General features: G+C 42.2%; 22 protein-coding genes and 2 pseudogenes. 22 read left to right on the top strand and 2 right to left on the bottom strand.

Features of this window, described 5'->3' with window-relative positions; all coding sequences use genetic code 11:
- Together QM959_RS07665 and QM959_RS07660 are read left to right on the top strand one after the other, a co-directional pair.
- The coding region (locus tag QM959_RS07665) for an SspB-related isopeptide-forming adhesin (protein ID WP_414372490.1) at nt 1–1,127 on the top strand (1,127 nt) is incomplete at its 5' end.
- A 750-nt stretch (nt 1,128–1,877) separates the two neighbouring features.
- Nucleotides 1,878–2,315 (top strand): annotated as a pseudogene (locus tag QM959_RS07660) (transposase); the annotation flags it as partial.
- A gap of 471 nt (nt 2,316–2,786) precedes the next feature.
- Here the strand turns inward: QM959_RS07660 and QM959_RS07655 are convergent.
- Nucleotides 2,787–2,861 (bottom strand): annotated as a pseudogene (locus QM959_RS07655) (AraC family transcriptional regulator); the annotation flags it as partial.
- Between QM959_RS07655 and QM959_RS07650 the strand changes: the two are divergent.
- From QM959_RS07650 to QM959_RS07570, 17 genes are all read left to right on the top strand, one after another.
- The gene (locus tag QM959_RS07650) at nt 2,854–3,762 is read left to right on the top strand and encodes a LysR family transcriptional regulator (protein ID WP_001025693.1); all 909 of its coding nucleotides are present in this window, start codon (nt 2,854–2,856) and stop codon (nt 3,760–3,762) included. The pseudogene QM959_RS07655 and the gene QM959_RS07650 sit on opposite strands and share 8 nt — an antisense overlap.
- Nucleotides 3,759–4,220: a signal peptidase II gene (gene lspA / locus QM959_RS07645; protein ID WP_414372488.1), complete on the top strand. Its 462-nt coding sequence runs from the start codon at nt 3,759–3,761 to the stop codon at nt 4,218–4,220. Before QM959_RS07650 ends, lspA begins: the two co-directional genes overlap by 4 nt.
- Nucleotides 4,210–5,100, top strand: coding sequence for an RluA family pseudouridine synthase (locus tag QM959_RS07640; protein ID WP_414372486.1), 891 nt, complete (start codon nt 4,210–4,212; stop codon nt 5,098–5,100). The genes lspA and QM959_RS07640 overlap by 11 nt, the downstream gene beginning before the upstream one ends.
- Nucleotides 5,100–6,980 (top strand): phosphorylcholine esterase CbpE, encoded by a 1,881-nt coding sequence (gene cbpE, locus QM959_RS07635; protein WP_414372484.1) that lies wholly within the window; start codon nt 5,100–5,102, stop codon nt 6,978–6,980. Before QM959_RS07640 ends, cbpE begins: the two co-directional genes overlap by 1 nt.
- A 102-nt stretch (nt 6,981–7,082) precedes the next feature.
- On the top strand, nt 7,083–8,192 hold the full coding sequence (gene proB, locus QM959_RS07630) for a glutamate 5-kinase (protein WP_247934423.1): 1,110 nt from the start codon (nt 7,083–7,085) through the stop codon (nt 8,190–8,192).
- A 9-nt stretch (nt 8,193–8,201) separates the two neighbouring features.
- Complete coding sequence (locus QM959_RS07625) at nt 8,202–9,464, top strand: glutamate-5-semialdehyde dehydrogenase (protein WP_414372483.1); 1,263 nt, start codon at nt 8,202–8,204, stop codon at nt 9,462–9,464.
- Nucleotides 9,465–9,467: 3 nt separating this feature from the next.
- The gene (gene proC, locus QM959_RS07620; RefSeq protein WP_414372481.1) at nt 9,468–10,265 is read left to right on the top strand and encodes a pyrroline-5-carboxylate reductase; all 798 of its coding nucleotides are present in this window, start codon (nt 9,468–9,470) and stop codon (nt 10,263–10,265) included.
- Nucleotides 10,266–10,578: 313 nt separating this feature from the next.
- Complete coding sequence (gene tmk, locus QM959_RS07615; protein WP_414372479.1) at nt 10,579–11,217, top strand: dTMP kinase; 639 nt, start codon at nt 10,579–10,581, stop codon at nt 11,215–11,217.
- Nucleotides 11,214–12,104 carry a DNA polymerase III subunit delta' gene (locus QM959_RS07610; RefSeq protein ID WP_414372477.1) on the top strand — a complete coding sequence of 297 codons (891 nt, stop codon included), beginning with the start codon at nt 11,214–11,216 and terminating at the stop codon, nt 12,102–12,104. Before tmk ends, QM959_RS07610 begins: the two co-directional genes overlap by 4 nt.
- 193 nt (nt 12,105–12,297) lie before the next feature.
- On the top strand, nt 12,298–12,615 hold the full coding sequence (gene yabA / locus QM959_RS07605) for a DNA replication initiation control protein YabA (RefSeq protein WP_000358228.1): 318 nt from the start codon (nt 12,298–12,300) through the stop codon (nt 12,613–12,615).
- Nucleotides 12,616–12,617: 2 nt separating this feature from the next.
- Entirely contained in the window at nt 12,618–13,487 is an 870-nt protein-coding gene (gene rsmI, locus QM959_RS07600; RefSeq protein WP_414372475.1) for a 16S rRNA (cytidine(1402)-2'-O)-methyltransferase, read from the top strand.
- Between the two features lie 131 nt (nt 13,488–13,618).
- Entirely contained in the window at nt 13,619–14,962 is a 1,344-nt protein-coding gene (gene trmFO, locus QM959_RS07595) for a methylenetetrahydrofolate--tRNA-(uracil(54)-C(5))-methyltransferase (FADH(2)-oxidizing) TrmFO (RefSeq protein WP_414372473.1), read from the top strand.
- Nucleotides 14,963–15,036: 74 nt separating this feature from the next.
- Nucleotides 15,037–15,774 carry a UMP kinase gene (pyrH, locus tag QM959_RS07590; RefSeq protein ID WP_000002996.1) on the top strand — a complete coding sequence of 246 codons (738 nt, stop codon included), beginning with the start codon at nt 15,037–15,039 and terminating at the stop codon, nt 15,772–15,774.
- Nucleotides 15,775–15,782: 8 nt separating this feature from the next.
- A complete protein-coding gene (frr, locus tag QM959_RS07585) occupies nt 15,783–16,340 on the top strand; it encodes a ribosome recycling factor (protein ID WP_001262227.1) in 558 nt (185 codons plus the stop codon).
- Between the two features lie 59 nt (nt 16,341–16,399).
- Entirely contained in the window at nt 16,400–17,254 is an 855-nt protein-coding gene (gene cvfB / locus QM959_RS07580) for an RNA-binding virulence regulatory protein CvfB (protein ID WP_414372472.1), read from the top strand.
- Between the two features lie 8 nt (nt 17,255–17,262).
- Nucleotides 17,263–17,478 carry a YozE family protein gene (locus QM959_RS07575; protein ID WP_001232084.1) on the top strand — a complete coding sequence of 72 codons (216 nt, stop codon included), beginning with the start codon at nt 17,263–17,265 and terminating at the stop codon, nt 17,476–17,478.
- Between the two features lie 85 nt (nt 17,479–17,563).
- The gene (locus QM959_RS07570) at nt 17,564–18,559 is read left to right on the top strand and encodes a PhoH family protein (RefSeq protein ID WP_414372470.1); all 996 of its coding nucleotides are present in this window, start codon (nt 17,564–17,566) and stop codon (nt 18,557–18,559) included.
- 56 nt (nt 18,560–18,615) lie between these two features.
- On the opposite strand, the gene ald is transcribed toward QM959_RS07570, so the two are convergent.
- Nucleotides 18,616–19,728, bottom strand: a complete 1,113-nt coding sequence (ald, locus tag QM959_RS07565; RefSeq protein ID WP_414372469.1) for an alanine dehydrogenase — start codon at nt 19,726–19,728, stop codon at nt 18,616–18,618.
- A gap of 170 nt (nt 19,729–19,898) precedes the next feature.
- Between ald and QM959_RS07560 the strand changes: the two genes are divergently transcribed.
- The 3 genes from QM959_RS07560 (at nt 19,899) to QM959_RS07550 (ending at nt 23,410) form a co-directional block, all read left to right on the top strand.
- On the top strand, nt 19,899–20,468 hold the full coding sequence (locus QM959_RS07560; RefSeq protein WP_414372467.1) for a GNAT family N-acetyltransferase: 570 nt from the start codon (nt 19,899–19,901) through the stop codon (nt 20,466–20,468).
- Between the two features lie 67 nt (nt 20,469–20,535).
- A complete protein-coding gene (locus tag QM959_RS07555; RefSeq protein WP_414372465.1) occupies nt 20,536–21,186 on the top strand; it encodes a helix-hairpin-helix domain-containing protein in 651 nt (216 codons plus the stop codon).
- Nucleotides 21,170–23,410, top strand: a complete 2,241-nt coding sequence (locus tag QM959_RS07550; RefSeq protein WP_414372464.1) for a DNA internalization-related competence protein ComEC/Rec2 — start codon at nt 21,170–21,172, stop codon at nt 23,408–23,410. The genes QM959_RS07555 and QM959_RS07550 overlap by 17 nt, the downstream gene beginning before the upstream one ends.
- Nucleotides 23,411–23,481: the final 71 nt, after the last annotated feature.

The raw sequence follows: 23,481 nt of genomic DNA, 5'->3' as shown, positions 1-23,481 counted from the left end.
CAGATGACTACGATGAAACTAAGTTGGACCTTGATTCTACTAAGATCAAAGCTTACGATTCAGTAACAGGTGATGATGTAACAGCTAAATTCGATATCGCTGTGAACAACGGTGTGATTACTGCAACCCTTAAAGATGGCTTCACGAAGTCACTTGGCGATGCAGAAAACACTCAAGTGATCGATACAACTAAGTTCGCCTTCGGACGTTACTACAAGTTCGACATCCCAACAACAGTGAAAGCTGATGTACCTGGCGGAGTAGATATCGAAAATACTGCGGCTCAAGTAGTTAACTACTACAACCCAACTACTAAGAAAGTTGAAAAACCAAGCAAACCAACTGAAAAACGTGTCAACAGCGTACCAGTACAAGTAGAGTTCAACTTCACTAAACGCTTGGAAGGTCGTGAGCTTAAAGCTAACGAATTCAGCTTCGTTCTTAAGGACGAAAAAGGAAATGTGATCGAAACCGTAACCAATGATGCGACTGGTAAGATCCAATTCTCTACACTTGAATTCAAACGTGGTGAAGAAGGAACTCACATCTACCATGTAGAAGAAATTCGTGGTACAGATTCTAGCGTTGTTTACGATAAGATGGTTGCGACCGTTGGTATCGTGGTGAAGAAAGATGGTAAGGTATTAGTGGCTACTACTCAGTTGCCAGAAGATACAGAGTTTAATAACACTGTTATTCCGCCAACACCACCAACACCACCGACACCACCAACACCACCAACACCACCAACACCACCGACACCGCCAACACCACCGACACCGCCAACACCACCAACACCACCAACACCACCGACACCACCGACACCACCGACACCACCGACACCACCGACACCACCGACACCACCGACACCACCGACACCACCGACACCACCGACACCACCGACACCACCGACACCACCGACACCACCGACACCACCGACACCACCAGCACCGTCAACACCACCAGCACCGTCAACACCGCCAACATCAACACTAGAAAAACCTAAAGGTCGTGAGTTGCCAAATACTGGTGAACATTCTAAATCTGGAGTTGCTGCTCTTGGTGCTGTACTCGGTCTAGTAGGTCTAGGTTTGGTTGCAAAACGTAAAAAAGAAGATGAATCTTAATAGAATAATGGTTTATCTTAAGGATATCTAACCTATGGATATTCCAAAAAGGTAGTACATTTAGAAATAAGTGAAATCCCCAAAAGAGAGGTTTAGACCTCTCTTTTTGGTCTCTTTGTCAACTGTAGTGGGTTGAAAAAAAGCTAAGATCTAGAAAGGACAAATTTCGTCCTTTCTTTTTAGGTACGACAGGCATGTCGTGCATCTGAGGTGTAATACTCTTCGAAAAACAAATTCAAACCATGTCAGCGTCGCCTTACCGTACTCAAGTACAGCCTTCGACTAGCTTCCTAGTTTGCTCTTTGATTTTCATTGAGTATAAGTCCTCCGTGGGCACCTGCTACAGGTGAACTCAATAGCGATTCCCAAGCCCGACTATCGTGAGGTAGCGGATTAAAACGATCTGGGGATAGACCGTTTTAAGTCTGACGCTGGAAATAAGAATCGGCAGAGGAAGGAATAGCGAAATCGTGACTCTACGAACAGAAACGTGATACTAAGGCGTATATAGCGGATAAAGGGGCCTGAAACTCTAAAGTCCAAAAAGGTAGTCGTAACCTATATGCGTAAATCACGAGAGTAATTGAATTGGGACTAAGATTTATCTTTTTCACTGTAACCTTTTAACGTCCTCATATCTTGTATAAAAGAGGAAAGATGTACGGCTTATCCCGTGAGGTCTCATGAGCGCTGAAAGCGTAGTAACAACGAATCATGAGAAGTCAGCCGAGCCCATAGTAGTGAGGAAACTCGGGAATAGACCGCTACCTCTATCGTCCTTATGCACGGGCTCATATAGGTGAGAAAGTCTATGAAAAGATTAGCGGACGGCGTTTTGAGAGGACTTCAATTGTTGCAGGACAAGTAGATGGAGAGTTTATAGCTCCCATGATTTACAAGGAAAGCATGACGAGTAACTTCTTTGTGGAGTGGTTCAAAACGCAACTCCTTCCTGCTTTGAAGACACCTCATGTTATTATCATGGACAATGCTAGTTTTCATCCCAAGAACGTTTTAGATGAACTTTGCATTCAAGATAAGCACTTTTTCTTACCTCTACCACCTTATTCACCAGATTTGAATCCTATTGAGAAAGCTTGGGCTGTTTTGAAAAAGAAAGTGATGGATTTATTAAGGGAAGTTCCAAATATTTTTGAATGTTTAGAGTGCTTTTTTAAAACTAAATGACTATATTTGAAAAAACAGTAAAAAATCGCAAAAAATCGCTTCCTGTGCTATACTGCAATTGAAATTTTTTTAGTTTTGGCGTTAGAACTGTTTCCTCAGTCCTAGCGCCTTTTCTTTTTGATAAGTCTGCTTGGTGGAGAGTAGTTTGTAAATGATTCTGAGAATCTTATGAGCACAAGCAATAACCGCCTTCATCTTGCTTCCTCTTTGGGAAATTCGATTGTAAAAAGAAGAAAAAGCTGGATCCTTAGAATGTGCTGCAATTAATCCCGACATGGTCAAAGCCTGTTTGATATAGCGATTTCCTTGGGTAACTTCTAAAACTAACTTCCAGTTTCTCAGAACCTAGCTTTTAGTATGAGAAAAACGCGTGAAATCAGTGGAAATTCGTCTGAGACAAACTTCCAGTTTTGGGAGAGAGATGGAAGTTACTTTGAGAAGTTACGCGTTTAGATTTGAAAGTTTCCTGACTTTTTTCCTTTTTGGAAAACTTCCAAAATATGGTATAATGAAAAGATAAAGAAGTTGGGGGTAGAAGATGAACATTCAACAATTACGCTATGTTGTTGCCATTGCCAATAGTGGTACTTTCCGTGAAGCTGCTGAAAAGATGTATGTCAGTCAGCCGAGTTTGTCCATTTCTGTTCGTGATTTGGAAAAAGAGTTGGGCTTTAAGATTTTCCGTCGGACCAGCTCAGGGACTTTCTTGACTCGTCGTGGTATGGAATTCTATGAAAAAGCGCAAGAATTGGTTAAAGGATTTGATATTTTTCAAAATCAGTATGCCAATCCTGAGGAAGAAAAGGATGAATTTTCCATTGCTAGTCAGCACTATGACTTCTTGCCACCAACTATTACGGCCTTTTCAGAGCGCTATCCTGATTATAAGAACTTTCGTATTTTTGAATCAACTACTGTTCAAATTTTAGACGAAGTGGCCCAAGGGCATAGTGAGATTGGGATTATCTACCTCAATAATCAAAATAAAAAAGGTATCATGCAGCGGGTTGAAAAGCTAGGGCTAGAGGTCATTGAATTAATTCCCTTCCATACCCACATTTATCTCCGTGAAGGGCATCCTTTGGCTCAGAAAGAGGAACTGGTCATGGAGGATTTAGCGGATCTACCAACGGTTCGTTTCACTCAAGAGAAAGACGAGTACCTTTATTATTCGGAGAATTTTGTCGATACCAGTGCGAGCTCACAGATGTTTAATGTGACAGACCGTGCTACCTTGAATGGTATTTTGGAGCGGACGGACGCCTATGCGACAGGTTCTGGATTTTTAGATAGTGACAGTGTTAATGGCATTACCGTTATTCGTCTCAAGGATAATTTAGATAACCGCATGGTTTATGTCAAACGTGAGGAAGTGGAGCTTAGTCAAGCTGGGACTCTTTTCGTAGAAGTCATGCAAGAATATTTTGATCAGAAGAGGAAATCATGAAAAAAAGAGGAATAGTGGTAGTCATTGTACTGCTTTTGATTGCGCTGGACCAGTTAGTCAAATCCTATATCGTCCAGCAGATTCCACTGGGTGAAGTTCGCTCTTGGATTCCCAATTTTGTTAGCTTGACCTACCTGCAAAATAGAGGGGCTGCCTTTTCGATGCTACAAGACCAGCAGTGGTTATTTGCTATCATTACACTGGTCGTTATGGTGGGTGCCATTTGGTATCTACATAAACACATGGAGGACTCACTTTGGATGGTCATGGGTTTGACCTTGATTATTGCAGGTGGTCTTGGAAACTTTATTGACAGGATCAGTCAGGGCTTTGTTGTGGATATGTTCCACCTTGACTTTATCAATTTTGCAATTTTCAATGTGGCAGATAGCTATCTGACGGTTGGAGTGATTATTTTATTGATTGCAATGTTAAAAGAGGAAACAAATGGAAATTAAAATTGAAACTGGTGGCCTGCGTTTAGATAAGGCTTTGTCAGATTTGACAGAATTATCACGCAGTCTCGCGAATGAACAAATCAAATCAGGGCAGGTCTTGGTCAATGGCCAAGTCAAGAAAGCTAAATACACTGTCCAAGAAGGTGACATCGTCACCTACCATGTACCAGAGCCAGAGGTTTTGGAGTATGTAGCAGAGGAAATTCCTCTTGAAATTATCTATCAAGATGAGGATGTGGCCGTCGTTAACAAGCCTCAGGGAATGGTTGTCCACCCAAGTGCTGGTCATACCAGTGGAACCCTAGTCAATGCCCTTATGTACCATATCAAGGATTTGTCGGGTATCAATGGGGTTCTGCGTCCAGGAATTGTTCACCGTATTGATAAGGATACATCAGGTCTTCTCATGATTGCTAAAAATGATGAGGCTCATCTAGCACTTGCCCAAGAACTCAAGGATAAAAAGTCTCTCCGCAAATATTGGGCGATTGTTCATGGAAATCTTCCCAATGATCGGGGTGTGATTGAAGCACCTATTGGCCGTAGTGAAAAAGACCGTAAGAAACAGGCGGTGACTGCTAAAGGTAAGCCTGCGGTGACCCGTTTTCACGTTTTGGAACGCTTTGGTGATTATAGCTTAGTGGAGCTGCAACTGGAGACAGGGCGTACCCATCAGATTCGTGTTCACATGGCTTATATCGGCCATCCAGTTGCTGGTGATGAAGTCTATGGTCCACGTAAGACTCTGAAAGGACATGGACAATTTCTCCATGCCAAGACGCTAGGTTTTACCCATCCGAGAACAGGTGAGACCTTGGAATTCACAGCAGATATCCCAGATATTTTTAAGGAAACCTTAGAGAGATTGAGAAAGCAATAATGAAAAAGAAATTGATTAGTTTAGCACTTGCAGGCGTTTTTTTCGGTTTGTCATGGTATGGGAATGTTCAAGCTCAAGAAAGTTCAGGAAATAAAATCCACTTTATAAATGTTCAAGAAGGTGGCAGTGATGCGATTATTCTTGAAAGTAATGGACATTTTGCTATGGTGGATACAGGAGAAGATTATGATTTCCCAGATGGAAGTGATTCTCGTTATCCATGGAGAGAAGGAACTGAAACGTCTTATAAGCATATTCTGACAGACCGTGTTTTGCGTCATTTGAAGGAATTGGGTGTCCAAAAACTTGATTTTATTTTAGTGACCCATACCCACAGTGATCATATTGGAAATGTTGATGAAATACTGTCCACCTATCCAGTTGACCGAGTCTATCTTAAAAAATATAGTGATAATCGTATTACTAATTCTGAACGTTTATGGGATAATCTGTATGGCTATGATAAGGTTTTACAGACTGCCGCCGAAAAAGGTGTTTCAGTTATTCAAAACATCACACAAGGAGATGCTCATTTTCAGTTTGGAGACATGGATATTCAGCTCTATAATTATGAAAATGAAACAGACTCATCGGGTGAATTAAAGAAAATTTGGGATGATAATTCCAATTCTTTGATTAGTGTAGTGAAAGTCAATGGCAAGAAAATTTACCTTGGGGGCGACTTAGATAATGTTCATGGAGCAGAAGACAAGTATGGTCCTCTCATTGGAAAAGTTGATTTGATGAAGTTTAATCATCACCATGATACCAACAAATCAAATACCAAGGATTTTATCAGGAATTTGAGTCCGAGTTTGATTGTTCAAACTTCGGATAGTTTACCTTGGAAAAATGGTGTTGATAGTGAGTATGTCAATTGGCTCAAAGAACGAGGAATTGAGAGAATCAACGCAGCCAGCAAAGACTATGATGCGACAGTTTTTGATATTCGACAAGACGGTTTAGTAAACATTTCAACTTCCTACAAGCCGATTCCAAGTTTTCAAGCTGGTTGGCATAAGAGTTCATATGGGAATTGGTGGTATCAAGCGCCTGATTCTACAGGAGAGTATGCTGTCGGTTGGAATGAAATTAAGGGTGACTGGTATTACTTTAACCAAACGGGTATCTTGTTACAGAATCAATGGAAAAAATGGAACAATCGTTGGTTCTATTTAACAGACTCTGGTGCTTCTGCTAAAAATTGGAAGAAAATCGCTGGAATCTGGTATTATTTCAACAAAGAAAATCAGATGGAGATTGGTTGGCTTAGTACTGGAGGACAGACCTATTATCTATCAAATGATGGGAATATGGTAACAGGATGGCGTAAGATTGATGGTCAATGGTATTACTTTGCTCAATCAGGGGAAATGAAAACGGGTTGGGTAAAAGATAAAGAAACCTGGTACTATATGGATTCTACTGGTATCATGAAGACAGGTGAGATAGAAATTGCTGGTCATCATTACTATTTAGAAGAATCAGGAGCTATGAAGCAAGGTTGGCATAAAAAGGCAAATGATTGGTACTTCTACAAGGCAGACGGTTCACGAGCTGTGGGTTGGATCAAAGACAAGGATAAATGGTACTTCTTGAAAGAAAATGGTCAATTACTTGTGAATAGTAAGACACCAGAAGGTTATACTGTTGATTCAAGTGGTGCCTGGTTAGTGGATGTTCCGATCGAGAAATCTGCTACAACTAGAGCTACAAGTAATTCAGAAATAAAAGAATCCAAAGAAGTAGTGAAAAAGGATCTTGAAAATAAAGAAACGAGTCAACATGAAAGTGTTACAAATTCTTCAACTAGTCAAGATTTGACTTCATCAACTTCACCAAGCTCTGAAACGAGTGCAAATAAATCGGAATCAGAATAGTAGTAAAAAAGAAGGTTTAGAGCCTTCTTTTTCCTATCAACTCTTTTCTATTTCCTGTTATTCATGTTATAATGGATAAATATGAAGAATCGGAGTGAGACTATGAAATACAAACGGATTGTCTTTAAGGTGGGGACTTCTTCTCTGACGAATGAGGATGGGAGTTTGTCTCGCAGTAAAGTAAAAGCAATCACACAGCAGCTTGCAATGCTACATGAAGCTGGTCATGAGCTAATTTTAGTATCTTCGGGGGCTGTTGCAGCAGGTTTTGGAGCATTGGGATTTAAGAAACGACCGACAAAAATTGCAGATAAGCAGGCTTCAGCGGCGGTTGGGCAAGGTTTACTCTTAGAAGAATACACAACCAATTTGCTCTTAAGACAGATTGTTTCAGCGCAAATCTTGTTAACTCAGGATGATTTTGTGGATAAGAGACGCTATAAAAATGCCCATCAAGCTTTGTCAGTTCTTCTCAATCGTGGTGCAATTCCTATCATCAATGAGAATGACAGTGTCGTAATTGACGAACTTAAGGTCGGAGATAATGATACACTCAGTGCCCAGGTTGCAGCAATGGTACAGGCAGATCTTTTGGTCCTCTTAACGGATGTAGACGGTCTTTATACTGGAAATCCTAACTCGGATCCAAGTGCTAAACGTCTGGAGAGAATTGAGAACATCAATCGTGAAATTATCGATATGGCAGGTGGAGCAGGATCTTCAAACGGAACTGGTGGTATGCTGACAAAAATCAAAGCAGCCACAATTGCAACGGAGTCAGGAGTGCCGGTTTATATCTGCTCATCCTTGAAGGCGGATGCCATGATTGAGGCGGCTGAGGAGACCAAGGATGGTTCCTACTTTGTTGCTCAAGAGAAGGGACTTCGTACCCAGAAACAATGGTTGGCTTTTTATGCAAAAAGTCAGGGGGCTATTTGGGTTGATAAAGGTGCTGCAGAAGCTCTCTCTCAACATGGTAAAAGTCTACTTTTATCAGGTGTTGTTGACGCAGAAGGAGCCTTTTCTTACGGAGATATCGTGACAGTATTTGACAAGGAAAGTGGAAAATCACTCGGAAAGGGACGCGTTCAATTTGGTGCCTCTGCTTTGGAGGACATGTTGCGTTCTCAAAAAGCCAAGGGTGTTTTGATTCATCGTGACGATTGGATTTCCATTACTCCTGAAATCCAACTACTCTTTACAGAATTTTAGAGGTAAACTATGGTAAGTACACAAGAACAGTTTGAACAGGTACAAGCTGTTAAAAAATCGATCAATACAGCTAGTGAAGAGGTAAAAAACCAAGCCTTGTTAGCCATGGCTGATCACTTATTAGCAGCTACTGAGGTGATTTTAGCGGCAAATTCCCTCGATATGGAGGCAGCAAAGGATAAAATCTCAGATGTCATGCTGGATCGTCTTTATTTGGATGCAGGTCGTATAGAAGCAATGGCAACTGGTATTCGTGAAGTGGTTGCTTTACCAGATCCAATCGGTGAAGTTTTAGAAACCACTCATCTTGGAAATGGCTTGGTTATCACCAAAAAACGTGTAGCTATGGGGGTTATTGGTATTATCTACGAAAGCCGTCCAAATGTGACGTCTGATGCGGCTGCTCTGGCTCTCAAGAGTGGAAATGCGGTTGTTCTTCGTAGTGGTAAGGACGCCTATCAAACAGCCCATGCCATTGTCACAGCCTTGAAGAAGGGTTTGGAGACGACTACTATTCACCCGGATGTGATTCAACTGGTGGAAGATACCAGCCGTGAAAGTAGCTATGCTATGATGAAGGCCAAGGGCTATCTAGACCTTCTCATTCCTCGTGGAGGGGCTGGTTTGATTAATGCCGTGGTTGAAAATGCTATTGTGCCAGTTATCGAGACAGGAACTGGGATTGTCCATGTCTATGTGGACAAGGATGCCGATGAAGACAAGGCATTGTCTATCATCAACAATGCTAAGACCAGTCGTCCTTCTGTCTGCAATGCCATGGAGGTTTTGCTGGTTCATGAAGACAAGGCAGCGGATTTCCTTCCTCGCTTGGAGCAAGTTCTGGTTGAAAATAGAAAAGAAGCTGGGTTGGAACCGATTCAATTCCGCTTAGATAGCAAAGCAAGTCAGTTTGTTTCAGGTCAAGCAGCTGAGGATCAAGACTTTGACACCGAATTTTTAGATTATGTCCTAGCTGTTAAGGTTGTGAGCAGTTTAGAAGAAGCAGTTGCGCATATTGAAACTCATAGTACCCATCATTCGGATGCTATTGTGACTGAAAATGCTGAGGCTGCAGCTTACTTTACAGATCAAGTGGATTCGGCAGCGGTTTATGTCAATGCTTCGACTCGTTTCACCGATGGTGGTCAATTTGGGCTTGGATGCGAAATGGGGATTTCTACTCAGAAATTGCATGCGCGTGGTCCCATGGGCTTGAAGGAATTGACCAGCTATAAGTACGTAGTTACTGGTGATGGTCAAATAAGGGAGTAAGAGATGAAGATTGGATTTATTGGTTTGGGGAATATGGGTGCTAGTTTGGCCAAGGCTGTTTTGAAGACTAAGACGGGTGATGACCTTCTCCTTGCCAATCGTAGTCAAGCCAAGGTAGATGCTTTCATTGCCAACTTCGGCGGTCAGGCTTCTAGTAATGAAGAAATATTCGCAGAAGCAGATGTGATTTTTCTAGGAGTTAAGCCAGCACAGTTTTCAGACTTGCTTTTTCAATACCAGACTATCATTGAAAAAAGAGAAAGTCTTCTTTTGATTTCGATGGCAGCTGGATTGACCTTGGAAAAACTTGCTAGTCTTCTTCCAAGTCACCACAGGATTATTCGCATCATGCCCAACACTCCAGCTTCTATCGGTCAAGGAGTAATTAGTTATGCCCTATCAGCAAACTGTCGTGTTGAGGACAGTGAGCTCTTTTGTCAGCTTTTAGCCAAGGCTGGTCTCTTGGTTGAACTTGGGGAAAGCTTAATAGATGCAGCGACAGGTCTTGCAGGTTGTGGGCCGGCCTTTGTCTATCTCTTTATTGAGGCCTTGGCAGATGCAGGTGTTCAGACGGGATTGCCACGAGAAACAGCATTGAAAATGGCAGCTCAAACTGTGGTAGGAGCTGGACAAATGGTTATTGAAAGTCAGCAACATCCTGGAGTCTTGAAAGACCAAGTTTGTAGCCCAGGAGGTTCTACCATCGCTGGTGTAGCAAGCCTAGAAGCGCATGCTTTTCGAGGAACGGTCATGGATGCAGTTCATCAAGCCTACAAGCGAACACAAGAACTAGGTAAATAAGAGGTGGCTTTGACTGCCTCTTTTATGGTGGCTGATACTCTTCGAAAATCTCTTCAAACCACGTCAACGTCGCCTTGCCGTAGATATATGATACTGACTTCGTCAGTTCTATCTGCAACCTCAAAACAGTGTTTTGAGCTGACTTCGTCAGTCTTATCTACAACCTCAAAGCAGTTCTTTGAACAACCTGCGGCTAGTTTCCTAGTTTGCTCTTTGATTTTCATTGAGTATGAAATGAGAAGACACAAAAAGATTGTCACAAACCCCTATTTTTTTGATAGAATAGAAGTAGTAAAAAAGAAATGAGTTAGACATGTCAAAAGGATTTTTAGTCTCTCTTGAGGGACCAGAGGGAGCAGGAAAGACCAGTGTTTTAGAGGCTCTGCTCCCAATTTTAGAGGAAAAAGGGGTAGAGGTGCTGACGACCCGTGAACCTGGCGGTGTCTTGATTGGGGAGAAGATTCGTCAAGTGATTTTGGATCCAAGTCATACTCAGATGGATTCTAAAACAGAGCTCCTTCTCTATATTGCCAGTCGCAGGCAGCACTTGGTGGAAAAAGTTCTTCCAGCCCTTGAAGCTGGTAAGTTGGTCATGATGGACCGCTTCATCGATAGTTCTGTTGCATATCAGGGATTTGGTCGTGGCTTAGATATTGATGCCATTGACTGGCTTAATCAGTTTGCGACAGATGGCCTTAAACCCGATTTGACACTCTATTTTGACATCGAGGTGGAAGAAGGACTGGCTCGCATTGCTGCAAATAGCAATCGCGAGGTCAATCGTTTGGACTTGGAAGGTTTGGACTTGCACAAAAAAGTTCGTCAAGGCTATCTTTCTCTTCTGGATAAAGAAGGAAATCGCATTGTCAAGATTGATGCTAGTCTCCCTTTGGAGCAGGTTGTGGAAACTACCAAGGCTGTCTTGTTTGACAGAATGGGCTTGGCCAAATGAAACAAGATCAACTAAAGGCTTGGCAACCAGCCCAGTTTGACCGCTTTGTCCGTATCCTAGAACAAGATCAACTCAATCACGCCTATCTCTTTTCAGGTTTCTTTGGAAGTTTGGAAATGGCGCAATTTTTAGCAAAGAGCCTCTTTTGTACGGATAAGGTAGGCGTGTTGCCATGTGAGAAATGCCGAAATTGTAAATTGATTGAACAGGGAGAATTTCCCGATGTCACTTTGATTAAACCAGTCAATCAGGTCATCAAGACAGAGCGCATTCGAGAATTGGTGGGTCAGTTTTCCCAAGCAGGGATTGAAAGCCAGCAACAGGTCTTTATTATTGAGCAAGCTGAGAAAATGCATCCCAATGCAGCTAATTCTCTGCTCAAGGTCATCGAAGAACCCCAGAGTGAGGTTTATATTTTCTTCTTGACCAGCGATGAAGAAAAAATTTTACCGACAATACGCAGTCGAACCCAGATTTTCCACTTTAAAAAGCAAGAAGAAAAACTCATCTTGCTCTTAGAACAAATGGGACTGGTTAAGAAAAAGTCGATTCTTTTAGCTCAGTTTAGTCAATCGCGAGCTGAAGCAGAAAAGTTGGCAAATCAGGCAAGTTTTTGGATCTTGGTCGATGAAAGTGAACGCCTGCTGGCTTGGTTAGTGGCTAAGAAAAAAGAAAGTTATTTGCAAGTTGCCAAACTAGTTAGCTTGGCAGATGACAAGGAAAAACAAGATCAGGTTTTACGGATTCTTGAAGTTCTTTGTGGACAAGATATCCTACAAGCAAGAGTACGGGTGATTTTACAAGATTTGCTAGAAGCTAGAAAAATGTGGCAGGCTAATGTCAGCTTTCAAAATGCCATGGAATATATGGTCTTGAAAGAAATATGAACTCATACTCTTCGAAAATCAAATTCAAACCACGTCAACGTCGCCTTGCCGTAGATATATGTAACTGACTTCGTCAGTCTTATCTACAACCTCAAAGCAGTGCTTTGAGCAACCTGCGGCTAGTTTCCTAGTTTGCTCTTTGATTTTCATTGAGTATTAAAAATGAACGATAAAGAAAGGAAAGGGCTGTTTTATGGACAAAAAAGAATTATTTGACGCGCTGGATGATTTTTCCCAACAGTTATTGGTAACCTTGGCCGATGTGGAAGCCATCAAGAAAAATCTCAAGAGCCTAGTAGAAGAAAATACAGCTCTTCGCTTGGAAAATAGTAAGTTACGCGAACGCTTGGGTGAGGTAGAAGCAGATGCTCCCGTCAAGGCTAAGCATGTACGAGAAAGTGTCCGTCGGATTTACCGTGATGGATTTCACGTTTGTAATGATTTTTATGGACAACGTCGAGAGCAGGATGAGGAATGTATGTTCTGTGACGAGTTGTTGTATAGGGAGTAGGCATGCAGATTCAAAAAAGTTTTAAGGGGCAGTCTCCCTATGGCAAGCTTTATCTAGTGGCAACACCGATTGGTAATTTAGATGATATGACCTTTCGAGCTATCCAGACTTTGAAAGAAGTGGACTGGATTGCGGCTGAGGACACGCGCAATACAGGGCTTCTGCTCAAGCATTTTGATATTTCCACCAAGCAGATCAGTTTTCATGAGCACAATGCCAAGGAAAAAATTCCTGATTTGATTGGCTTTCTGAAAGCAGGGCAAAGTATTGCTCAGGTATCCGATGCGGGTCTGCCCAGTATCTCGGACCCTGGTCATGATTTGGTTAAGGCAGCCATTGAGGAAGATATTGCTGTTGTTACAGTTCCAGGAGCCTCTGCAGGGATTTCTGCCTTGATTGCCAGTGGTTTAGCGCCACAGCCACATATCTTTTATGGCTTTTTACCCAGAAAATCAGGCCAACAAAAGCAATTTTTCGACTCGAAAAAAGACTATCCAGAAACCCAGATTTTCTACGAATCGCCTCACCGTGTGGCAGATACGTTGGAAAATATGCTAGAAGTCTATGGTGACCGCTCGGTCGTCTTGGTCAGGGAATTGACCAAAATCTATGAAGAATACCAAAGAGGGAACATCTCTGAATTGCTGGAAAGCATCGCTGAAACTCCTCTCAAGGGAGAATGCCTACTCATTGTTGAAGGTGCTAGTCAGGATATTGAAGAAAAAGACGAGGAAGACTTGTTCTTGGAAATTCAAGCCCGAATTCAGCAAGGAATGAAGAAAAATCAAGCTATCAAGGAAGTGGCTAAGATTTACCAGTGGAATAAAAGCCAGCTCTATGCTGCCTACCACGACTGGGAAGAAAATGACTAAACAGGGAAGTTTGCCTTCTTCCCTTTTTTTGTTATACTAGAGGAAGAAAAAAATAGAAAGATTTGTGGGTGTCAAAATGTTCAGTGTTTTTTGATATGGACCTAGGTTACACCCAAAGAGGTATTAGTGTCATGTCTCAATCTTATATCAATGTTATCGGTGCTGGTTTGGCAGGGTCAGAAGCAGCCTACCAAATCGCTGAGCGTGGTATTCCAGTTAAACTTTATGAAATGCGTGGTGTCAAGTCAACACCCCAGCACAAAACAGACAATTTTGCTGAATTAGTTTGTTCTAATTCCTTGCGTGGAGACGCCCTGACTAATGCTGTTGGGCTCCTCAAGGAAGAAATGCGTCGCTTGGGTTCTGTTATTTTGGAATCTGCTGAGGCTACACGTGTTCCTGCAGGTGGGGCGCTTGCGGTGGACCGCGATGGTTTCTCCCAAATGGTGACCGAAAAAGTAGCAAATCATCCCTTAGTCGAAGTAGTACGTGATGAAATTACAGAATTGCCAACAGATGTTATTACAGTTGTGGCGACTGGTCCTTTGACCAGTGATGCCCTTGCTGAAAAGATTCATGCCCTCAATGACGGTGATGGCTTTTATTTCTACGATGCGGCTGCTCCTATTATCGATGTCAATACCATTGATATGAACAAGGTCTATCTCAAATCACGTTATGATAAGGGAGAAGCGGCCTACCTCAATGCCCCTATGACAAAACAAGAGTTTATGGATTTCCATGAAGCTTTGGTCAATGCAGAAGAAGCACCGCTCAATTCTTTTGAAAAAGAAAAGTACTTTGAAGGTTGTATGCCGATCGAAGTCATGGCAAAACGTGGCATTAAAACCATGCTTTACGGTCCTATGAAGCCAGTTGGACTTGAGTATCCAGACGACTACACAGGCCCTCGTGATGGAGAATTTAAAACACCTTATGCGGTTGTGCAGCTTCGTCAGGATAATGCTGCAGGTAGTCTCTATAACATCGTTGGTTTCCAAACTCATCTCAAATGGGGAGAACAAAAACGTGTCTTTCAGATGATTCCAGGACTAGAAAATGCTGAGTTTGTCCGTTATGGTGTCATGCATCGTAATTCGTATATGGATTCGCCAAATCTTCTTGAGCAGACTTACCGTTCTAAGAAACAACCTAATCTTTTCTTTGCTGGTCAGATGACGGGTGTTGAAGGTTATGTTGAATCAGCAGCGTCAGGATTAGTTGCGGGAATTAACGCGGCTCGTCTTTTCAAGGGAGAAAGTGAGGCTATCTTCCCAGAAACAACAGCGATTGGAAGCTTAGCACATTACATCACCCATGCTGATAGCAAGCATTTCCAACCAATGAATGTCAATTTCGGCATTATCAAGGAGTTGGAAGGTGAACGCATTCGTGATAAGAAGGCTCGTTATGAAAAAATTGCAGAGCGTGCCCTTGCCGACTTAGAAGAATTTTTAACTGTCTATTTTTTTTGAAAGAATTGCTCATGATACTATAAAAATCTTAGAAATTGTGATAAAATAGGTAGGATAAAAGAAGGAGAGTGAAAATGGCGAATCCCAAGTATAAACGTATTTTAATCAAGTTATCAGGTGAAGCCCTTGCCGGTGAACGTGGCGTAGGGATTGATATCCAAACAGTTCAAACAATCGCAAAAGAGATTCAAGAAGTTCATAGCTTAGGTATCGAAATTGCCCTTGTTATTGGTGGAGGAAATCTCTGGCGTGGAGAACCTGCTGCAGAAGCAGGAATGGACCGCGTTCAGGCAGATTACACTGGAATGCTTGGGACAGTCATGAATGCTCTTGTGATGGCAGATTCATTGCAACAAGTAGGGGTTGATACACGTGTGCAAACAGCTATTGCCATGCAACAAGTGGCAGAGCCTTATGTCCGTGGACGTGCTCTTCGTCATCTTGAAAAAGGCCGTATCGTTATCTTTGGTGCTGGAATTGGTTCACCTTACTTCTCAACAGATACAACAGCAGCCCTTCGTGCAGCTGAAATCGAAGCAGATGCTATCCTTATGGCTAAAAATGGTGTAGATGGTGTTTACAATGCCGATCCTAAGAAAGACAAGACAGCCGTTAAGTTTGAAGAATTGACCCACCGTGATGTGATTAACAAAGGTCTTCGTATCATGGACTCAACAGCTTCAACCCTCTCAATGGATAACGACATTGACTTGGTTGTCTTCAACATGAACCAACCAGGCAACATCAAACGTGTCGTATTTGGTGAAAATATCGGAACAACTGTTTCAAATAATATCGAAGAAAAGGAATAAGAAAGATTATGGCTAACGCAATTATTGAAAAAGCTAAAGAGAGAATGACCCAGTCTCATCAATCACTTGCTCGTGAATTTGGTGGTATCCGTGCTGGTCGTGCCAATGCAAGCTTGCTTGACCGTGTATATGTAGAATACTATGGAGTTGAAACTCCTCTTAACCAAATCGCTTCAATTACGATTCCAGAAGCGCGTGTTTTGTTGGTCACACCATTTGACAAGTCTTCATTGAAAGACATCGAACGCGCCTTGAACGCTTCTGATCTTGGTATCACACCAGCTAACGACGGTTCTGTTATTCGTTTGGTTATCCCAGCTCTAACAGAAGAAACTCGTCGTGATCTTGCTAAAGAAGTGAAGAAGGTCGGTGAGAATGCGAAAGTGGCTGTTCGTAATATCCGTCGTGATGCTATGGATGAAGCCAAGAAACAAGAAAAAGCAAAAGAAATCACTGAAGACGAATTGAAGACTCTTGAAAAAGACATTCAAAAAGTAACAGACGATGCTGTCAAACACATCGACGACATGACTGCCAACAAAGAGAAAGAACTTTTGGAAGTCTAAAAATAAACAGAAAAACTCAGTTGGCATTGCTGGCTGAGTTTTATTCGAAAGAAGGAAATATGAATACAAATCTTGCAAGTTTTATCGTTGGACTCATCATCGATGAAAATGACCGTTTCTACTTTGTGCAAAAGGATGGCCAAACCTATGCTCTTGCTAAGGAAGAAGGTCAGCATACGGTAGGTGATACGGTCAAAGGTTTTGCCTATACAGATATGAAGCAAAAACTTCGCTTGACCACTCTAGAAGTGACTGCCACTCAGGACCAGTTTGGTTGGGGCCGTGTCACAGAGGTTCGTAAGGACTTGGGTGTCTTTGTGGATACAGGTCTTCCTGACAAGGAAATCGTTGTGTCACTCGATATTCTCCCTGAACTTAAGGAACTCTGGCCTAAGAAGGGTGACCAACTCTACATCCGTCTTGAAGTAGACAAGAAAGATCGTATCTGGGGCCTCTTGGCTTATCAGGAAGACTTCCAACGTCTGGCTCGACCTGCATATAACAACATGCAGAACCAAAACTGGCCAGCCATTGTATACCGTCTCAAGCTGTCAGGAACTTTTGTTTACCTGCCAGAAAATAACATGCTTGGCTTTATCCATCCTAGTGAGCGCTATGCAGAGCCACGTTTGGGGCAAGTGTTGGATGCGCGTGTCATTGGTTTCCGCGAAGTGGACCGTACGTTGAACCTATCCCTCAAACCACGTTCTTTTGAGATGTTGGAAAATGATGCTCAGATGATTTTGACCTACTTGGAAAGCAATGGTGGTTTCATGGCCTTAAATGATAAGTCATCCCCAGACGATATCAAGGCAACTTTTGGCATTTCTAAAGGTCAGTTCAAGAAAGCCCTCGGTGGTTTGATGAAGGCTGGTAAAATCAAGCAAGACCAGTTTGGGACAGAGTTGATATAGGGTGGCATATGAGAAAATCATTTTACACTTGGCTCATGACTGAGCGCAATCCTAAAAGTAACAGTCCCAAGGCCATCTTGGCAGACCTCGCTTTTGAAGAATCAGCCTTTCCAAAACACACAGATGATTTTGATGAGGTGAGTCGCTTTTTGGAGGAACATGCCAGTTTCTCTTTCAACCTAGGAGACTTTGACGCTATCTGGCAAGAATACTTAGAACACTAGCATTTATTCACTGGGTTTGGGCTAGTAATTTCTCCATCCCTTTGCTATAATAAAAAGAAATAAAAGGATTAGAGAGGTTCTTTATTTGAAGGAACATTCAATTGACATTCAACTGAGTCATCCAGATGACCTGTTTCATCTTTTTGGTTCCAATGAACGCCATCTTCGTTTGATGGAAGAAGAGCTTGATGTGGTGATTCATGCCCGTACGGAGATTGTACAGGTTTTGGGCGAAGAGACTGCCTGTGAGGAAGCCCGCCAAGTTATCCAAGCCTTAATGGTCTTGGTTAATCGTGGAATGACTGTTGGAACTCCGGATGTGGTGACAGCCATTACCATGGTTAAGAATAATGAAATCGATAAGTTTGTCGCCCTCTATGAAGAAGAGATTATCAAGGATAATACTGGTAAGCCCATCCGTGTTAAAACCTTGGGTCAAAAGCTTTATGTGGATAGTGTCAAACAGCATGATGTGACTTTTGGGATTGGACCTGCAGGGACAGGGAAGACATTTCTCGCTGTGACCTTAGCTGTGACGGCTCTTAAACGTGGTCAGGTCAAGCGGATTATTCTAACTCGTCCAGCAGTTGAGGCAGGAGAGAGTCTTGGATTTCTTCCGGGTGATCTTAAAGAGAAGGTGGATCCTTACCTTCGACCTGTTTACGATGCCTTGTATCAGATTCTGGGGAAAGACCAAACAACTCGTCTCATGGAGCGTGAAATTATCGAGATTGCGCCCCTTGCCTACATGCGTGGACGGACTTTGGATGATGCCTTTGTCATTCTCGATGAGGCGCAAAATACGACCATCATGCAGATGAAGATGTTCTTAACGCGTTTAGGTTTTAATTCTAAGATGATTGTTAATGGAGATATCAGTCAGATTGATCTGCCAAGTAATGTCAAGTCAGGCTTGATTGATGCCCAAGAAAAGCTCAAGAATATTCATCAGATTGACTTTGTTCACTTTTCAGCTAAGGATGTGGTTCGCCATCCAGTTGTCGCTCAGATTATTCGAGCTTATGAACCAGCACCAGTTAAAAAAGAAGAGAGTGAAGAAAACCAAGAAGAAACAGAATAGCAAAAAAGAGCAGGTCAGGTGGACTTGCTCTTTCTTTTATCTGATAATTAGATTTCTTAGACTAGTTCATCAATTGGAGTATGTTTTATATCGAGGCCTTCTGCAACTGGGAGGCTAGTTAGACAACCTTGATAAGTTGTCACACCTTGACGCAAGCCCTCATCTTCAGAGATTGCTTGTGCGAATCCTTTGCCAGCCAAAGCTTCGATATAAGGAAGTGTAACGTTTGTTAGGGCAATGGTAGAGGTACGAGCAACCGCACCTGGGATATTGGCAACGGCATAGTGGAGAACACCGTGTTTTTCATAAACTGGCTCATCGTGCGTTGTCACACGGTCAGCTGTTTCGATAACGCCGCCTTGGTCAACAGCAACGTCAACGATGACAGAACCTGGACGCATTTGTTTGACCATCTCATCTGTCACCAATTTCGGTGCTTTGGCACCAGGGATGAGAACCGCTCCAATCACCACATCTGCATCTCTCACACTTGCTTCGATATTAAATGGGTTAGACATGAGTGTTTGGATTTGGTGACCAAAGACATCTTCAAGTACAGAGAGGCGCTTAGCGCTGATATCAAGAATAGTGACTTGAGCTCCTAAACCAAGAGCGATGCGGGCAGCATGGGTCCCTACGACACCGCCACCGATGATGGTTACTTTCCCTTTAGGTACACCCGGTACACCAGCCAGTAGAACGCCAGAACCTCCTGCTTGCTTAGTTAGGAAATGAGCACCGATTTGGACTGCCATACGGCCTGCAACCTCACTCATAGGTACGAGGAGTGGTAACTGACCTTGGGAATCATGAACAGTTTCATAGGCAATCCCTGTTGTTTTTGCTGCTAGCATAGCATCTGCTAATTCAGGAGCAGCGGCCATGTGTAAGTAGGTAAAGAGAAGCAGGTCGTCACGCAAGTACCCATATTCAGAAGCTAATGGTTCTTTTACTTTCACGACTAACTCTGCAGCCCAAGCTTCACTAGCAGTAGCGACAATCTCAGCTCCTTGCTTTTGATAGTCAGCATCAGTAAAGCCAGAACCGAGACCAGCATTTGTTTCGATAAGGACGCGATGACCACGACCGACTAAGCTGTGGACACCAGCAGGTGTGACGGCGACACGGTTTTCATTATTCTTAATTTCTTTTGGAATTCCAATTAACATAGGATGACTCACTTTCTATTAAGCTGTTTCAATTGTTGTATCACATAATTCTTTAGTGTTTTTTTGTGATGATTTTATTGTATATGAAACCGTTTTAAATTGCAAGAAAAACTTGTAAACCTATTTCTTTTATGTTATTCTTTTAGCAACTTATTTTGGGAGGTAAAAAGATGGAATCACTATTTATCAAACTAGCTAAACATCCAATTATTGAAACAGAACGATTAGTTCTTAGACCAGTAACACTTGATGATGCAGAAGCAATGTTTGAGTATGCCTCGGACAGAGAAAATACGCGCTACACTTTTCCAACCAATCAAAGCTTGGAAGAAACCAAGAATAACATTGCCCAGTTCTACTTGGCCAATCCCTTGGGACGCTGGGGAATAGAATTAAAAAGCAATGGCAAATTTATCGGAACCATTGATTTGCACAAGATTGTTCCTGCTCTTAAGAAGGCAGCTATTGGTTACATTATCAATAAAAAATATTGGAATCAAGGTTTGACGACAGAAGCCAATCGTGCTGTGATTGAGCTAGCTTTTGAGAAGATAGGAATGAATAAGTTAGTTGCTTTATACGATAAGGCTAATCCCGCGTCAGGAAAGGTCATGGAGAAATCAGGAATGCGTTTTTCCCACGAAGAACCATATGCTTGTATGGACCAGCATGAAGAAGGCCGAATCGTGACAAGAGTTCATTATGTCTTGACTAAGGAAGTCTATTTTGCAAATAAATAAGCAGTTGAAAAGAAATTTTCGACTGTTTTTTTCTTCCTCTTACGAATAACATAAGAGAGGAGAAAATATGGAAGCAATTATCGAGAAAATCAAAGAGTATAAAATCATTGTCATCTGTGCGAGTTTGGGTCTGGCCTTAGGCGGATTTTTCCTGCTAAAGCCAGCTCCATCAACACCTGTCAAGGAAACGAATTTGCAGGCAGAAGTCGCAGCTGTTTCCAAGGATTCATTAACCGAAAAGGAAGTGAAGAAGGAAGAAAAGGCAGAGCCCCTTGAACAAGACCTAATCACAGTAGATGTGAAGGGTGCAGTTAAATCGCCAGGGATTTATGATTTGCCTGTAGGTAGTCGGGTCAATGATGCCGTTCAGAAGGCTGGTGGCTTGACAGAGCAAGCAGACAGCAAGTCGCTCAATCTAGCTCAGAAAGTCAGTGATGAGGCTCTGGTTTACGTTCCAACTAAGGGAGAAGAGTCAGCTAGTCAACAGACTGGTTCGGGAACAGCTTCTTCAACAAGCAAGGAAAAGAAGGTCAATCTCAACAAGGCTAGTCTGGAAGAACTCAAGCAAGTCAAGGGACTGGGTGGTAAACGAGCTCAGGATATTATCGACCATCGTGAAACAAATGGCAAGTTCAAGTCAGTAGACGAGCTCAAGAAGGTCTCTGGTATTGGTGCCAAAACAATAGAAAAGTTAAAAGACTATGTTACAGTGGATTAAGAAGTTCCCTTTTCCCCTAATCTATCTGAGTTTTCTATTGCTCTGGCTTTACTACGCCATTTTCTCAGCATCTTATCTTGCTTTGTTGGGCTTCGTTTTTCTGTTAGTCTGTCTCTTTATCCAATTTCCGTGGAAATCTGTTGGAAAAGTTCTAGCAGTTTGTGGAATCTTTGGATTTTGGTTTCTGTTTCAAAATTTGCAACAGAGTCAAGCTAGTCAAAATCTGGTGGATTCTGTCGAAAGGGTACGGATTTTGCCTGACACTATTAAGATCAATGGTGATAGTCTATCCTTTCGTGGCAAGTCTGATGGACGTATTTTTCAAGTCTATTATAAACTCCAGTCCGAGGAGGAAAAAGAATCCTTTCAAGCCTTAACAGACCTTCATGACTTGGAACTAGAAGGGAAGCTTTCGGAGCCAGAAGGGCAGAGGAATTTTGGTGGATTTGACTATCAAGCTTATCTGAAGACTCAGGGGATTTACCAGACTCTCAATATAAAAAGAATACAGTCACTTAAACAGGTTAGCAGTTGGGATATAGGAGAAAATCTGTCCAGTTTACGTCGAAAGGCTGTGGTTTGGATTAAGACGCATTTTCCAGACCCTATGCGCAATTACATGACAGGGCTCTTGCTAGGACATCTGGACACTGACTTTGAGGAGATGAATGAGCTTTATTCTAGTCTAGGAATTATCCACCTTTTTGCCTTGTCGGGTATGCAGGTAGGCTTTTTCATGGAAGGCTTTAAGAAACTTCTCTTACGATTGGGTTTGACCCAAGAAAAGTGGAAATGGCTAGCTTATCTCTTTTCCCTTATCTATGCAGGTCTGACAGGTTTTTCAGCATCGGTTATTCGCAGTCTCTTGCAAAAGTTACTGACTCAACATGGGGTTAAGGGCTTGGATAATTTTGCCTTGACGGTGCTTGTACTCTTTATCATCATGCCCAACTTTTTCCTGACTGCAGGAGGAGTCTTGTCCTGCGCTTATGCTTTTATCTTGACCATGACCAGCAAAGAAGGGGAGGGGCTCAAGTCTGTTGCCAGAGAAAGTCTAGTCATCTCCTTGGGAATATTGCCCATTCTATCCTTCTATTTTGCGGAATTTCAACCTTGGTCCATCCTTTTGACCTTTGTCTTTTCCTTTCTATTTGACTTGGTTTTCTTACCGCTCTTGTCTATCCTATTTGCCCTTTCCTTTCTCTATCCAGTTATTCAGCTTAATTTTCTCTTTGAGTGGTTGGAAGGGATTATTCGCTTAGTATCACAGCTGGCAAGTAGACCTCTGGTCTTTGGACAACCTAATGCGTGGTTTTTAATTTTATTGTTAATTTCCTTGGCTTTAGTCTATGATTTGAGGAAAAACATTAAAAAGCTAATGGTATTGAGCTTATTGATTACAGGTCTCTTTTTCCTGACTAAGCATCCACTGGAAAATGAAATTACCATGCTGGATGTGGGGCAAGGCGAAAGTATTTTCCTAAGGGATGTAACTGGTAAAACCATTCTCATAGATGTCGGTGGCAAGGCAGAATCTGATAAGAAAATAGAAAAATGGCAAAAAAAGTCGACGACCAGCAATGCCCAGCGAACCTTGGTCCCCTATCTAAAAAGTCGTGGAATAGCTAAGATTGATCAGCTGATTTTAACCAATACGGACAAGGAACATGTTGGAGATTTGTTGGAGGTGACCAAGGCTTTTCATGTCGGAGAGATTTTAGTATCAAAAGGCAGTTTGAAACAGAAGGAATTTGTGGCAGAACTACAGGCGACTCAAACCAAGGTGCGTAGTGTGACAGTAGGAGAGAACTTGCCAATTTTCGGAAGTCAGTTAGAAGTCCTATTTCCAAGGAAAATTGGAGATGGAGATCATGAAGACTCCCTAGTTCTGTATGGAAAACTACTGGATAAGAACTTTCTTTTTACAGGAAATATGGAGGACAAAGGAGAGAAGGATTTGCTGAAGCGGTACCCAGATCTAGAGGTGGATGTTTTGAAAGCTGGCCAACATGGTTCTAAAAATTCAACAAGTTCATCCTTTCTAGAACAGCTCAAACCAGAGATCACTCTCATCTCAGTTGGAAAGAGCAATCGAACGAAACTCCCCCATCAGGAAACCTTGACACGACTGGAAAGTATCAATAGTAAAGTTTATCGAACTGACCAGCAAGGAGCTATACGATTTAAAGGTTGGAAAAGTTGGAAAATCGAAAGTGTTCGTTAGGAAGAAAAGTGTCATATATTAGTGAGAAAAACTAAAAATCTGTTGCATAATAATGATAAAAACGATATAAT

The organism is Streptococcus mitis (genome assembly GCF_047459985.1).
Classification (GTDB): domain Bacteria; phylum Bacillota; class Bacilli; order Lactobacillales; family Streptococcaceae; genus Streptococcus; species Streptococcus mitis_DZ.
Note: the sequence above shows the minus strand (reverse complement) of the source record. Positions and strands in the feature narration are given on the sequence as shown.